Genomic DNA, 12,375 nt, shown 5'->3' with positions numbered 1-12,375 from the left:
AAAAGCACCACAGATCTCTTAACCCATCCATCGAAAAATGAAACTAAATACTACTGGGGTTCAATCCTGCTGTGCATAATGACCTACGAATGCAATGACAGCCTATTAGAGAATAAGCTTATGTTAATTTTATTAAAGTACAAGTGAATAACGTTGCCTTTAATTATTTTAAGGATAAAATAATCACTACATTAATAATTAAATATTAACTAATTCAATAAAATACACAGCAACATTTTTATTATTTACTAATATAAATTCTCAATGTGTTCTGTAGGGCTGCGTTTAATTTATTATTTATTAGGCTTGAGTCAACCATGCATAGACGGCAAATGCCTTGTGCTTTGATCTGTAATGACTGTAATTGGAAAAAATATATTCCTAGCAGTCCTGATACCCCCTCTGCTCGTCTTCACTACCGGCAGTGTCCAGAGTGCGCTACAGAAAATATTCGTACAGTCGTAGGTTTGAATCTTCCTCACTTACTTTGGCGCTTAAAGCAAACCAAATAAATACGCGCCAATCATTACAACTTTTATCAGTTTAGTATTGGTTTTTGCTTCGTTAGAGCCCAAAACTAAGCATATTTTTTCATTTAATTGGCTCACCCCCATACCAATGGATACAACTTTAGCCCTTAGATGCATTTGAATCAGGTGGGTTTCTAGGTATAAGTAAAGATCAGACTTTAAAACTAGTGAAATACTAGTAATAATAATGAATAAGAAATAAATAGAAAAAATTTATTGCCTTTTACCTTGCACAGAACACCGATTACTCCTAATCTCATAGGATCGGTTCGTACCCATACGAGGCGTTTATGTCACTCGAGCCTACTCTTACGCTACTGCCATCTCCCGAGCCAGCCTTAGCACTTCCTTTAGGCACTGAATTAGCTTTTACAAACTTAGCCCAGTTGGCTGCCTCGGTGTTTCAGTTGTCCTATGCTTGGATCTGTGTACGCAATTATGACCAATTTGTCCTTAAAGCTATTCATGGTTTAGAGCAAACCGAGTTAACGTTTTCGTTATCTTTATGTCAAAACACACTCAATACTGGTCAGCTTCACGTTTTTTACGACGCCTACCGTCAACTCGACGCTGACTCTTCGCTGTTAAAAATCGCCCCCCCTTTGCTTTTTTATGCCAGTGCTCCTTTACGCAAACCCTGCGGTCAAGTCATTGGCAGCCTCGTGGTATGCGATGCGCAGGTACCGTTGTGGGATGCCACAAAAAAACAGCAGTTGCTTTTGTTGGCTAGCCAAGCCGAGCACCTCTTGCTTTTCGAGCACCATTACACCGAGTTTCTGCAGCTACAACAAAGCTATTTACACGTAGCCTCTAGTGCCTCTGCCGCTGTACCCCATGCTGCCAAAGGGGTGATGCAGCTTAGCTCTCAAGGCCATATCCAGTATCTGAATGATTACGTGCTGCAGCTTTTAGGCTACACACAGCAAGAGCTTGAGGGTCGGTCTTTAACACAGCTCTTGTACGACGTGACGGCCACCTCAATGCCCTTAGACCTCAACACAGACTTAACTGCTCTTGCTATAGGGCGTACGCTTGAATTGCGTCATAAAAACGGCAGTGCGCTTCCCGTTCAAATTAAATCCTACCCTTTACACGCTTTTGGTGATCAGCCTCATGCGTTTATGCTGGTCGTCAATGACCTACGTGAAGTCTTAACCCAACAAGAACATCAACGTCAAGAGCGCAACTTACTGCACGTGCTGCATCGGGGCTTAACCGACTATAAAGCCCTGTTATCGGGCAACAAGCTTTGGTCTTTTTTAAAAGAGGCGCTTAAGCAACTGACTCACAGCGAATATGCCCTGATTGGCGAAGTGGTGCATCAATCTGATGGCACCATGGCACTAAAAGTGCATGCCATCAGCAGCCTACCTGAAAGTCCTGAGTCCCAAGCCTTAATGCAACAACTGCGTCAAGACAACATGCTTTTGCATTCTGATAACAACTTGCTGGCCAATGTCTTTAGACAAGGGCAGATTGTGATTCATAATGAAATGAATGCCACTACGAACCAGCACGCCTTGCCTATGGGTCATGCCGTGCTAAGTCGTTATTTAGGTGTACCCATTTACGATAATGGGCAAGTCATTGGTATGTATGCTATTGCCAATAGTCCACGCCCTTATGATCAAGATCTAGTGCAATGGCTCGAACCATTTACCTCTACCTGCGCCTTGCTGATTAATCTTTACCGACAATTTACCGAGCAACAGCGCATTCACGAGGAACTGCGTCAAGCCAAAGAAATTGCCGAGCAAGCCAGTCAAGCCAAAAGCGATTTTCTTTCTGTGATGAGCCACGAGCTACGCACACCGCTTAATGCCGTATTGGGTTTTGCTCAGTTACTGAGTAATGGTCGCAACACACTCACCGAACGCCAACAGCGTCAAGTCACCCAAATCACCGGTAATGGTCAACATTTGCTGAGTCTGATCAACGAGCTATTAGACTTGGCCCAAATTGAGGCCGGCCACACACAAGTGCGCATGGAAGCCGTTCCGGTCGATTCCGTACTCAACGAGGCGCTAGAAGCCATCCAAGTTTCCACCGAAGCGCAAAAAATCCGGGTGTATGTGCATATGGACTGCGCGCCCGAGTCCTACGTAAGGGCCGATGCACTACGGCTAAAACAAATCCTGCTAAACCTACTAAGCAACGCCGTCAAATACAACAAACCGCAAGGTGCTATTACTATACGGTGTACGCAACACCAAGACCGTTTACGTATCAGTATTAAAGATACTGGCATAGGGATAGAGCGGCGCTATTTCAAAGACATCTTCGAGCCATTTAACCGTCTCTCTTTAAAGCAAACTCAAGTCGAAGGCGCTGGGGTGGGCTTGGCGCTTACGCATAAGCTCATTCAACTTTTGCGCAGTGAAATCCATGTGGAGTCCACGGTAGGCCAAGGCAGCGAGTTTTGGTTTGAGTTACCACTATGGCAAGACGCCTCCGCCCCCTCTGATTTTACGGCCTCTACCGTGCCAACCCAACGTGTACTTCTTATTGATAGCGACGCCGATGCGCCGCACACCCTGGATTTACTACAAGGCGAATTACCTGACGTCGCCTTCCATTATGCTAGCTCAGCAGCAATGGGCTTCGAACTGGCCTGCTCACAACCTTTTGCTCTTATCTTACTTAATATTGATCTACGCGATATGGAGGGGTTCCAATTTTACCGGCTACTACAGCAAAATGCGCTGACGTCACACCTGCCTATTACCCTATTACTTAGCCATGCCGATCCTATTTTATTGGCACGCGCTCAAAAAGCAGAAAGTAATGGTTTTTTTATTAAACCCTATCCTATGTTGAACCTCTGTGCGCATATTCAACGTATCCTTCAAACGGAGACTGAATCATGATGTATTCAGGCGTATTTTACGAGGCCGACATTTTGGTAGTGGATGACAACGCTGTCAATGTAGAGGTCGTACTACACTTACTCGAAGACGTTGGGTATGTGAATGCCGAAGGCATGACGAATCCGCTCTTAGTTGAACAACGGGTTCGCACCCAACGGCCCGATCTTATTTTGTTGGATTTACGCATGCCGACTATTGGTGGGCTGGAATTACTGTACCGACTTAAAAAAGAACACAACGAGCTCTTGCCGCCAGTCATTATTCTTAGTGCTTTGACCGACGAAGCTACGCGCATTCAAGCCCTTAGCCTAGGTGCTCAAGACTTTTTAAGCAAACCATTCAATCACATTGAAGTCATACAGCGTATTCACAACACCCTGCACTTACAGCGCTTGATCAAAGAACGCACCCAAAAAAATATTGAGCTAGAAACGGTAGTCCAGGCCCGTACCCACGAGCTCAGCCAACTTTCTCGTCAGGACCCTGTCACCGCTTTGCCTAATCGAGTGGTTATTCTGGAAACGCTAGATCAGCTTTTACAGCACTCTCTCTCTACCTTTACCTTTTTTATCGCCTTAGAAGGCCTTGAAGAGCTCGCCAGTTTGCATGGCTATGAAATCGCTGACGAAGCCTGCCGTCTACTTGCCAACAACATTCAAATGGCAGGAGAGTCTTTTATTCAACAACTTGGTGTCTGGTCTTCAAGTCAATGGGTTGTATTAATTACAGGCGATGAAGACACGCTTAATACGGCACAGTTAGCTCAGCACCTTATTGAAACGATCCACACGCCCTTGTACTTGAAGCAACTTAAGCTGCATGTACGCGCCAAGATAGGGGTTAGTGGATCCGTGGTGCAGAGCACGCCTGAACGTCTTATCCGCCAAGCCGCTTTGGCGGTGCCGCACCAAGAGGGCGGTTGGCAAATTTACAGCAAATCCATCGAAGGTGCGTTGTTACGCAAAGTGCAGCTGCGCGATGCCCTCCACCAAGCTATCGAACGGGATGAGTTTTATTTACTCTATCAGCCCCAAATTCACTTACAAAGCCGAAGAATTATCGGCGTAGAAGCTCTATTACGCTGGGAGCACCCTTCTCTGGGTCGCGTTATGCCCTCAGAATTTATTCCCGCTGCTGAAAGTAGCGGCGATATCATCACCATAGGAAAGTGGGTGATTCAACAAGCCATTGCCGCCCTAAGCCGTTGGCGTGATCAAGACCATGTGCCACGGGATTTCACCATAGCGGTAAATGTCTCCAGTATGCAATTAGTTCAGCCCGATTTTGCGCATTGGCTCATTAAAGCTATTCAGCAATCGGATCTGCCTACCGCTGCCCTCAAGCTAGAAATTACCGAGTCAGACTTAATGCTGGATATGGAGATGGCACTTAAACAACTGAATCGATTAAATGCGGCAGGCTTTAGGATAGCCATTGATGATTTTGGTACTGGCTATTCTTCTTTGGCTTATCTAAAATCGCTACCTGCACATATTCTTAAAATTGATCGCGCCTTTATTTCTGAGTTACAGCGAAATATCCAAGATCAACGCATTACCGGAACTATTGTTGATATGGCTCGGCATTTGCGCTTTACCACTATTGCCGAAGGGGTAGATGAGCCGGAACAGTTGCAGCTTTTACAAGAAATGGGTTGCGATATGGTGCAAGGTTTTCTTTTTGCGCCCCCATTATCTGAGCCGGTTCTGCTTAAAATGATTCAAGAACAGCCTAAAGGAATGGTACCTTTTCCTGCTGTGACGTCTTTTATAGAGAAATAACTTATGAGCTTACAGTGTCCTTGTCAGAGCGCTTTGTTGTATGAACAGTGTTGCGCACGTTGGCATACTGGGGACTCTTACCTTCAGGCTCCTAGCGCTGAACTTTTAATGCGGTCGCGCTACAGCGCTTTTGTCTTAGATAAACTCGATTATTTGCTTGCCACGTGGCACCCAAGCACCCGTCCGCAATCCCTAGAGGCTAATCCGCCTAATTTAAAATGGTTAGGCCTAGAAATCCGCAATCACTGTACAGCCGATAGCCAGCATCACTATGTCGAGTTTGTCGCTCGCAATCGTTTTGCTGGGCGCGCTACCCGTCTGCATGAAATCAGTCACTTTATTCATGAAAATGGACAGTGGTTTTATGTAGACGGCGAGTTTATCGAACGTCCTTAACTAGCATTGTATTTATGTCGTTATTCCACCCCCGCAACCGCCACACTGGGCGTTATGATTTTGATCGGCTCTATGCTGCCTGCCCCGAACTAAAACATTACACCCGTCTTAATCCAGCCGGACGCTATACCATTGATTTTGCTGATCCAGTTGCAGTCAAATTGCTTAATCGTGCGCTTTTACATACCGATTATGGCGTTAGCTTTTGGGATATTCCCGAAGGGTATTTGTGCCCACCTATTCCAGGTCGAGCTGACTATATACACGGCATCGCCGATTTATTAAGCCAGGGCTCCACGACACCGATTCCTACGGGGTCTACCGTACGGTTATTAGATATTGGAGTAGGCGCTAATTTAATTTATCCTTTGATCGGTCAAGCCGAGTACCAATGGTCTTTTGTGGGGGCTGATATTGACCGGACTGCGCTTAATGCCGCGCAATGCCTGATTGATGCTAACCGCTTACAAAAAAAGATCCAATTGCGTGTTCAACCAGACCCAACTCATTTGTTTCAGTCAGTGATTCAACCTAAAGACTATTTTGCCGCCACACTCTGCAATCCCCCTTTTTTTCACTCCGCGGAACAAGCGCAATTACAAAATCAACGCAAATGGAAAAACTTAGGTAAAAAAAACGAGCAGCGTAATTTTGGTGGGCAAAGTAATGAGTTATGGTGTCCAGGTGGTGAAGCCGCTTTTATTGGGCGTATGATTGAAGAAAGCGTGCTCTTTGCTAAACAAGTCGGCTGGTTTACTACGCTTGTATCCAGAGAAAATAATTTAGACCCTATCTATAAACAGCTAAAAGCGGTGCGCACTAAGGAAATCCAGACGGTAGACATGGCACAGGGACAAAAGAAAAGCCGCTTTGTGGCGTGGCGTTTCTAGGGCGCAGGCAGGCGTTTACGAAAAGGCGAGTGGTTTGCTCGCCTTTATTTCGTTAGCTAAATGGGCCTTTAAAAATAAAAAAAGCCCCTGCAAAAATAAATGCAAAGCCAATGACGTGGTTAAGGGTAAAACTTTCTTTTAAGTACCAAACAGAGAAAAAAGCAAAGACCACTAAGGTAATAACTTCCTGGATGGTTTTTAATTCCGCTGCACTGTAAACGGCGTGCCCTATACGGTTCGCAGGTACAGCCAAACAATATTCAAATAAAGCCACTCCCCAGCTAATTAAAACCACTTTAGTGAGTGCACTTTGGGGAAATTTTAAATGACCATACCATGCTATGGTCATAAATACGTTTGAGCAAAGCAAGAGTAGGATCGGGCTAATTTTCTGTATCCACATAATTAATTCAAGAGCATCGGTTTTTTTATTTGGCGCGGTTTACTGGCCTAATACCCAAAATGTGGTATTGATGGCACGTTAAACACCTAGTATTAGTGTTTACCATGATAAAATGGCTTTTTCGTTCTAAGCGGCCTGTTTTTCATGCACACCCCTTCCCTACACTCAAAACTGGTTTCACATATACAGTCTAACTCGTACCTTTGGGTTTGCTTTGCCATGATTGTCGGTGTCATGGGTACCGCTTTAGCTAGTCCGTTATACCCCCTTTACCAACAGGCTTGGCAGCTCAGCACCGGCGCCATCACTATTTTATACGTAGTGTATATGGCATCTGCTCTTAGCAGCCTTTTATTTTTAGGCCGCATCAGTGATCAGCGTGGGTTTATTATTGTGCTGCGTGGGGGCCTCATTCTGGTCACAACGGGCATTGTGTTCTCAACCCTTGCTTGGGACTACTGGTCTTTTATGCTTAGCCGCATTGCCATTGGCCTGGCCTCAAGCCTTATTGTGACCTCGGCTTCCATCGGGCTTACCAAGTTAAATCGCTCTAAAGACTTACAACGTGCTGCCGCTACCTCCAGCTTATTAATTGCGTTTGGGTTTGGATTGGGCCCAGTTATTGGCGGCCTCATTGCACAGTGGCTGCCCTATCCATTACGCAGCAGTTATATTCCCTCGATTATCATGGGGCTGATGGCTATTTATGCCTTGTTTATTGTCCCTAATCATGCTCCCTCGGTGTCTGTTAATGCACCTCGCAAAGCTTTCTGGCGGCCTAGTTTATACATACCCGCCGGTGCCCAACGCTTACCCTTTTTAATTGGTGCGCTCAACGCCTTTACCGCTTTTGCCATGTTTAGCTTATTTGCTTCTTTGGCGCCCAGTTTTATGAATAGTATGGTGCCTTGGCATGGGCCAGCCGTCAGCGGGCTCTCTATTGGCGTCATCCTTTTCTTGTCCTCAGGCTTTCAGCTGTTGGTACGTCAATGGCCGTTAAAACGTAACTTGATCATCGGGCTAAGCAGTTTTTTTATCAGCAATATTCTATTAGCGCTTAATACTCAGCATGCTTCGCCGTGGCTGTTCATTTCTTGTTTGTTGCTATTGGCATTAGGACATGGCTTGTGCTTAATAGGTGGCATGAGCATTGTGAATCGCGTGGCTTTACCCGAACACCGTGCAGCCACTACTTCCAGTTACTTGGTTATTGCCTACTTTGGTGCCATTATTCCTATCCTAGGGATGGGTTACTTAGCCGATCAATTTAGTATGACAACAGCCTTATTTAGTTTTTGTTTTAGCCTAAGCAGTTTTTCTGCTGTGCTCTTATTTTTCACTATCCGTAAGGTGAAAATACCGCATCAATTATGACAGAGGTGTTAATTTCTATACAAAGAACCTCGGTTGCGCCATTAATGCGGTTTTGCGCCATATCTCCACAACTTATTCACAAGGTTATCCACAGCTTTTGGGGATAACTTTGTCGTATCAAGTGTCTTTTTTTTCTCACCCATATCTTGACAAATCAAGAAAGTAAAACTATTTAGCTTTGCTATAAAAACCACATACTTTTTTAAGCAAAGCCATAAAAATGATTGTAATCAAGCACTTATGGAAAAAATAAAAAAGAGCGCTGCCTGCACTTGTTTAATTTGATGTACTCAATTAAGTCAGCCAAAGCCTTGTTTACTGCGGCCTTCCTGTGCGTGACGGCGGAATTATCCACCTCGTGGGAAAAAGATATCCACTTTTTTTAGTTGACTTTTTTAAAGCCTTAATTTCTTAATTTTTAGCGACAGATACGGTCAATTAAGTTGGGCTGTGATACAAAAGGATTAGTGTTGCCTTGAATAGCAGCGACGCGTTGATTACGAATTTGCTCCCAACGATCGACCGGATACGCCTTGGCCCAAACACAATATAAACGGCGTTCCTGAGCGCTTAAATTAAGCCGGTATTCATTGACCATATAAAAGGTAATGCGGGCAATTTTACCGCGCACCTGTTCGGGAGGCTGGACGCGACGTGCTTTAAAGTCGACCAACATGCCACACTGCCCATACATGCGTGGTGGGGACTGAGTCCATACGCTAAACCTAAAGTTGCCTCGATCGTTGTTGACCTCGCCAATGGCGGGCACAAGGTTATGCATATCGCCTTCGGCTTTGGCATAGACGGCATCATTTTTAGAGCAATTTGCTCGACCCCCGTTTTGCCAACATTGGCGCTGATGGCCAATTGCCCAAGCAGGCACTACGTGCTCCCATTCGACGCGCCCTGCACGCCGCGGGTCTTTACGAATACGGTATCCACATGAATTTAAATCCACGGTTTTGTCCGTATAAGAACAGCCGCAGTAAAAGGTTTGGTTTAAGCCATTAAACACCTGAGGCAATAAGGTTTTGGCACGGTTGAAATTGCGATGGCCCACTTCATTTTTGCGAGTAACAAGATCTGCCGCTAAACTGGGACCAACTAGACAAAAAAATAAAAAGACGGTGACTAAGCGTTTCATAGCGCTTAGTTTAACCGTCTTTAGCTAGGAAGGTAAAAACTTAACTAGGACTCATCTGTTTTTCCAGCCCAATAGGTCGCTAATAAAGGCCCTGAGATATTGTGCCAGAAGCTAAATATCGCGCTGGGCACGGCAGTAACGGGGCTGGCGGCAAAATGTAAACCAGCTAGCGCAACACCTAAACCTGAGTTTTGCATACCAACTTCGATCGCCACGGCTTTGCGGTCAGCATAGCTAAGATTAAACACACGCGCTGCCGTATACCCCAGTAAAAAGCCTAAGCCATTATGAAGGATAACCACAGCAAAAATTAGCAAGCCGGATTGAATGATGTTGGTCTTGCTGACGGCCACAACGGCAGCTACGATCAGCACAATAGAGACCACGGAAACTAAAGGCATGACCTCACTGTAGTTTTCTGCTTTGGCCCCCAAAATCATGCGCGTGATAAGACCTAGCAAAATAGGAAATAACACGATTTTCAGTACAGATATCAGCATAGCGGACGCATTAATCTCTAGCCACTGGCTCGCTAATAAATAGAAAATAGCAGGTGTTAGTACCGGAGCCAATACCGTCGATACGGCGGTACAGCTTACGGATAAAGCCGTGTTACCGCGCGCCAAAAATGTCATGACGTTAGAAGCCGTACCACCCGGGCAGCACCCAACCAAAATGACCCCTACCGCGATCTCGGGTGGCAAGTTAAATAACTTCGCCAAACCGTAGGCTAGCAACGGCATAATCCCAAACTGAGCAACGGTGCCAATAAATACCGCTTTAGGGTGTTTAAGTACCCCTTTAAAATCGGCGACAGTCATGGTGACACCCATGCCGAACATCACAATCCCCAACAACCACGGAATGTATTTAGCAAGGGGCGCATACACACTGGGGCTCATAAAAGCCAACGCCGCCAAGAGCAACACCCAAAACGCAAAGGTTTTTTGTACAAAGCGACTAATACGAATTAAGAAAAGCATAGGTAACCCAAAAAAATAAATTATTGACCCGGGGTTTGTTGCCAAAATAGCAAAACGGGTTTGGCTTCTACAAGCGCATCTGCCATATCGTATAAAGCATCTGCAAGCGTAGCGTCATCAAGCTGCGCCGCCACACGTAATAAGACTTGTTGACTGTGATCAGGGTGATGAGCAAAGTCTGCCAATGCAGATAATACAACTGAATGGTCAAAATTTGAATTTTTAGCCGCTGCTGAGAGCCGTTGCCAAGCAATTAAGCCATAGCCTAGGTTAAATAGCCCCAAACTGCCTGTTGGTGTGTCTGATCCCATCCATTGTGATAAGCGCAAGATATGTCGCGCCATCCGCGCCCGCCACTGCCCTACGGGCTGTGCCTGCGCAGAGGACAGAATGCTTTGCACTGTTTTAATCATCTCACCAATTAAAAAGCGCGCCCATTTATCGGAATGTTGGGTCAATAATTTGTAAGCACCGCAAGTTAATACCACACCCGCTATTAATGCACTGGCGCCTTGCAGCACCACATCGATAGACGCCGTTGGCCCACCCAGCTGACTGACAATCAAAAAACACATAATGGCATCCAAAGCATAATTAGCAATAGAAGGAATCACACGCCCTATGCCTGCCAATACCACAAAAGGGATTAAGCTTATGCAGACCGCCACGGGGGTAATGAAATAGGGTTGCAAGCCGATCCGATAAAAGGCCGCCACCACTGCCCCTATACATGCGCCTGTCATAACAAAGCGAATAAAGGCTTGAGGGCGCGGCATAGAGCCTAGAATCATAGAGAAAATACAAATGCCTGTCGCTGCGAGCTCAAAGGCCACATTTTGCGTGAAGTAAACGGCCAAGGAAGAAGTGAGTGCAGCGCCCCCTGCAATGAGAGCTGCGCGTCGGGCTAATACCCAATTACGTGCTGGCTCGAATCGGCGTACTGATACGCCCTTGCGCCACCAGGGATAGCTTTCAGCAAATAAGGCTGCCTCGGCGCGAGCCACTTGACCAAGGGCTCGCCGTAACCGAGCCAGACTAACTTTATCTGGATAGCGCTCGGGCGCTTGACGGCGAATCGGCTCTAGCGCTTGACCAACCTTAAAACGCTGCACGACATCTTCGAGCTGTTGCAGTGCCGCCGGACTGATCACCATGCCGCGCTGAATTTGATAATGTAAATGCTGAGCTGCCGCCACCGTTTCCAAGGTAGCAAATAACAGTGCCTCGACATAAGCATTGCGTTTATGCCCATCTACGGAACCTGCAGCCATGCTGACTGTTTGTGCCTCGAGCGCCGATAGATCTAAGTGAATTTGACTGAGTTTTTGCTGCCATTGCTTTGGATTTTGACTGGTCAGTAACAGCAACGCTGTTTCGGCGGCATCTACCGCTAGCGTCCGTACTTTTAAATAAAACTCATCCCGTGCGCTTTTGGGTGTACCAAAACCTGTAATTAAGGTAGTGACGCTGACCCCGATTAGGGTGCATTGCACGCGCGCCCACGCCAACTGCATACCGTCTTCAAAATACAGTAAAGCGGGCATCACCACCACAGCAATGGTAATACCGAGCATAAGCGCCATGTAACTGCGCACTCCGTGCAAACTATGCAATAAGCCAATGCTACAAAAAACAGCCAATGCCATCCATACCGGCTGCCAAAGGGTTGGGCTGAAGCTAATGATGAGTAGCCCTATTAGGGCACCGGCCCCAGTACCCACCAGGCGATAAAAAGCACGTTCAAACACCAAGCCCCGCGTGGCTTGAGCCAATACCCAAACGGGCATGGCCGCCCAATAGGCGTGCTCCACCCCCAGTACGGTTGCAATAACAAAGGAAAGCCATGAAGACAAGGCTAATAAAAAAGCATGGCGCCATGCCGTTTTATCTAAGGCTGTCAAAGCCGCAAACAGAGAGCTCATAATTACCTTAATTAAAGAGATCAATAGGGATGACTGTCACACCCTCGCACTTACAGTCTATGCTGCACTCGACCAGATAGATGTT

At 46.1% G+C, this 12,375-nt stretch carries 10 protein-coding genes; 6 read left to right on the top strand and 4 right to left on the bottom strand.

The window, feature by feature from the left end; all coding sequences use genetic code 11:
* Positions 1–317 precede the first annotated feature (317 nt).
* The 5 genes from GGR41_RS01490 to rlmF all read left to right on the top strand — a co-directional run bounded on the left by GGR41_RS01490 (position 318) and on the right by rlmF (position 6,464).
* A complete protein-coding gene (locus GGR41_RS01490) occupies positions 318–512 on the top strand; it encodes a hypothetical protein (protein WP_167660324.1) in 195 nt (64 codons plus the stop codon).
* Between the two features lie 308 nt (positions 513–820).
* Positions 821–3,397: an ATP-binding protein gene (locus tag GGR41_RS01485; protein ID WP_167660323.1), complete on the top strand. Its 2,577-nt coding sequence runs from the start codon at positions 821–823 to the stop codon at positions 3,395–3,397.
* A complete protein-coding gene (locus tag GGR41_RS01480; protein WP_167660322.1) occupies positions 3,394–5,178 on the top strand; it encodes an EAL domain-containing response regulator in 1,785 nt (594 codons plus the stop codon). Before GGR41_RS01485 ends, GGR41_RS01480 begins: the two co-directional genes overlap by 4 nt.
* Positions 5,179–5,181: 3 nt before the next feature.
* Positions 5,182–5,574 (top strand): YchJ family protein, encoded by a 393-nt coding sequence (locus GGR41_RS01475; protein WP_167660321.1) that lies wholly within the window; start codon positions 5,182–5,184, stop codon positions 5,572–5,574.
* A 14-nt stretch (positions 5,575–5,588) separates the two neighbouring features.
* Positions 5,589–6,464, top strand: a complete 876-nt coding sequence (gene rlmF / locus GGR41_RS01470; protein ID WP_167660320.1) for a 23S rRNA (adenine(1618)-N(6))-methyltransferase RlmF — start codon at positions 5,589–5,591, stop codon at positions 6,462–6,464.
* Between the two features lie 52 nt (positions 6,465–6,516).
* Here rlmF and GGR41_RS01465 read toward each other — a convergent pair whose 3' ends face one another.
* A complete protein-coding gene (locus GGR41_RS01465; protein WP_167660319.1) occupies positions 6,517–6,867 on the bottom strand; it encodes a DMT family protein in 351 nt (116 codons plus the stop codon).
* A 219-nt stretch (positions 6,868–7,086) separates the two neighbouring features.
* On the opposite strand from GGR41_RS01465, the gene GGR41_RS01460 reads away from it, so the two are divergent.
* The gene (locus GGR41_RS01460) at positions 7,087–8,241 is read left to right on the top strand and encodes an MFS transporter (protein ID WP_209279710.1); all 1,155 of its coding nucleotides are present in this window, start codon (positions 7,087–7,089) and stop codon (positions 8,239–8,241) included.
* Between the two features lie 418 nt (positions 8,242–8,659).
* On the opposite strand, the gene GGR41_RS01455 is transcribed toward GGR41_RS01460, so the two are convergent.
* The 3 genes from GGR41_RS01455 to GGR41_RS01445 are packed head-to-tail and all read right to left on the bottom strand — an operon-like array spanning position 8,660 to position 12,290.
* The gene (locus GGR41_RS01455; RefSeq protein WP_167660318.1) at positions 8,660–9,385 is read right to left on the bottom strand and encodes an endonuclease; all 726 of its coding nucleotides are present in this window, start codon (positions 9,383–9,385) and stop codon (positions 8,660–8,662) included.
* 44 nt (positions 9,386–9,429) lie between these two features.
* Positions 9,430–10,368 carry a bile acid:sodium symporter family protein gene (locus GGR41_RS01450; protein ID WP_167660317.1) on the bottom strand — a complete coding sequence of 313 codons (939 nt, stop codon included), beginning with the start codon at positions 10,366–10,368 and terminating at the stop codon, positions 9,430–9,432.
* A 20-nt stretch (positions 10,369–10,388) separates the two neighbouring features.
* On the bottom strand, positions 10,389–12,290 hold the full coding sequence (locus GGR41_RS01445; protein WP_167660316.1) for an FUSC family protein: 1,902 nt from the start codon (positions 12,288–12,290) through the stop codon (positions 10,389–10,391).
* Between the last annotated feature and the right edge of the window lie 85 nt (positions 12,291–12,375).

This window comes from Paenalcaligenes hominis, assembly GCF_011927625.1.
Lineage (GTDB): Bacteria > Pseudomonadota > Gammaproteobacteria > Burkholderiales > Burkholderiaceae_B > Paenalcaligenes > Paenalcaligenes hominis.
The sequence above is the reverse complement of the archived record's forward strand: the minus strand, read 5'-3'. Positions and strand labels throughout refer to the sequence as shown.

Coding starts and splice junctions, on each gene's coding strand:
- GGR41_RS01450 (WP_167660317.1), bottom strand. CDS start 10,368: ATGCTTTTCTTAATTCGTATTAGTCGCTTTGTACAAAAAACCTTTGCG.
- GGR41_RS01460 (WP_209279710.1), top strand. CDS start 7,087: ATGATTGTCGGTGTCATGGGTACCGCTTTAGCTAGTCCGTTATACCCC.
- rlmF (WP_167660320.1), top strand. CDS start 5,589: ATGTCGTTATTCCACCCCCGCAACCGCCACACTGGGCGTTATGATTTT.
- GGR41_RS01455 (WP_167660318.1), bottom strand. CDS start 9,385: ATGAAACGCTTAGTCACCGTCTTTTTATTTTTTTGTCTAGTTGGTCCC.
- GGR41_RS01490 (WP_167660324.1), top strand. CDS start 318: ATGCATAGACGGCAAATGCCTTGTGCTTTGATCTGTAATGACTGTAAT.
- GGR41_RS01465 (WP_167660319.1), bottom strand. CDS start 6,867: ATGTGGATACAGAAAATTAGCCCGATCCTACTCTTGCTTTGCTCAAAC.
- GGR41_RS01485 (WP_167660323.1), top strand. CDS start 821: ATGTCACTCGAGCCTACTCTTACGCTACTGCCATCTCCCGAGCCAGCC.
- GGR41_RS01445 (WP_167660316.1), bottom strand. CDS start 12,290: ATGAGCTCTCTGTTTGCGGCTTTGACAGCCTTAGATAAAACGGCATGG.
- GGR41_RS01480 (WP_167660322.1), top strand. CDS start 3,394: ATGATGTATTCAGGCGTATTTTACGAGGCCGACATTTTGGTAGTGGAT.
- GGR41_RS01475 (WP_167660321.1), top strand. CDS start 5,182: ATGAGCTTACAGTGTCCTTGTCAGAGCGCTTTGTTGTATGAACAGTGT.